The organism is Nguyenibacter vanlangensis (assembly GCF_013376155.1).
GTDB lineage: Bacteria > Pseudomonadota > Alphaproteobacteria > Acetobacterales > Acetobacteraceae > Gluconacetobacter > Gluconacetobacter vanlangensis.
On sequence record NZ_JABXXP010000701.1, the window covers coordinates 1 to 1,415 of the forward strand.

The 1,415-nt window shown below is 70.7% G+C and carries 2 protein-coding genes; both read left to right on the top strand.

Annotated elements, in window-relative coordinates; genetic code table 11:
* Nucleotides 1–715 (top strand): enolase C-terminal domain-like protein (locus tag HUK84_RS18190; RefSeq protein WP_176641495.1); only part of this gene is annotated, 715 nt, incomplete at its 5' end.
* Between the two features lie 103 nt (nucleotides 716–818).
* The coding region (locus HUK84_RS18195) for an MFS transporter (RefSeq protein ID WP_176641496.1) at nucleotides 819–1,415 on the top strand (597 nt) is incomplete at its 3' end.

Sequence of the window (1,415 nt, forward strand, 5' to 3'; positions counted from 1 at the left end):
GGCCGTCGACGCGGCGCTCTGGGATCTCGAGGCCAAACGCGGCGGTACCTCGGCGTTCGCCCTCGCCGGCGTCGCCGCCCGGCCCGTTCTTTCCGCGCGGACGATCGGGATTCGTCCTCTGGCCGCCTATCGCGAAGCCGCGGCACGGCTGGCGTCCTGGCCGCTGCTGAAGGTGAAAGTCGGCGCCGAAAACCCCTTGGCGGCCCTGAAGGCCGTGCGGGCGGGCGCGCCGGCCGCCCGGCTGATCGTCGATCCCAATCAGAGCTGGTCCGTCGCTCAGCTACGGGACCTGGCCCCCCGGCTGGCGGATCTGGGGACGGTGCTGATCGAACAGCCCATCGCGGTCGGCGACGAAGCCGGACTGGATGGCTGGGTGTCCCCGGTGCCGCTCTGCGCGGACGAATTGATCGACCAGGCCGCCGACCTGCCGAAGGCACGCGCCCGCTTTCAGGCGATCAACATCAAGCTCGACAAATCCGGTGGCCTGACGGCGGGCCTGGCCCTCGCGCGGCAGGCCAGGGCGGAAGGGTTCGGCCTGATGGTCGGCTGCATGGGTGGGTCGTCCCTGTCCATGGCGCCCGCCATGGTCCTTGCCCAGCTCTGCGATTTCGTCGATCTGGACGGGCCCCTGCTGCAGGCGGACGATATCCGGCCGGGCTTCGCCTATGCGAACGGTTGCGTGGCGCACCCCCTGATCCCCGAATTATGGGGATAAAACCCCGCGATCCATCGCTGACGAAGCCCAAGCCGCCACGGCCCGGAGGACCTCGGACGCCCCGATGAGACACGCCCGATGAGACACCCCCGATGAGACACCAATGAACGATCTGCAGCGCGCCCCTATCGCCCCGCGGCCGGCGCCCAGCCCCTTCGGGCAAGAGGCGCCAGCGGCATCGGCGCCGCTCTCGGCCTGGTACGCGCTCTTCGCGTTCTGCGTCGCCGCCATCCTGTCCTACACGGACAGACAGATCCTCAGCCTGCTGGTCGATCCGCTGCGCATGGCGATGCGGCTGTCCGACACGCAGGTCAGCCTGCTCCAGGGCGTCGCCTTCGCCCTGATCTACGCCGCGGCAGGGCTGCCGCTGGGGCGCATGGCGGATATCCTGCCGCGCCGGCACGTGCTGGTCGGCGGCGTGCTCCTGTGGAGCGTGGCCACGATCTGCTGCGGATTCGCGCACTCCTTCGCCGAACTGTTCGCCGCGCGGAGCGTCGTCGGCATCGGCGAGGCGGCGCTGGCTCCCGCCGCAACCGCCATGATCGCGGATTATTTCTCGGCCAGACAGCGCGGCACGGCGACCAGCCTCTTCCTGATGGGCCAGGTCGTGGGCGGCGGCCTCGCCATAGCCCTCGGCGGGGCGATCCTCTCGCTCGCCGGTTCCCGCGCTTTCGCCGCGCTGCCGCTGGTCGGCGGCCTG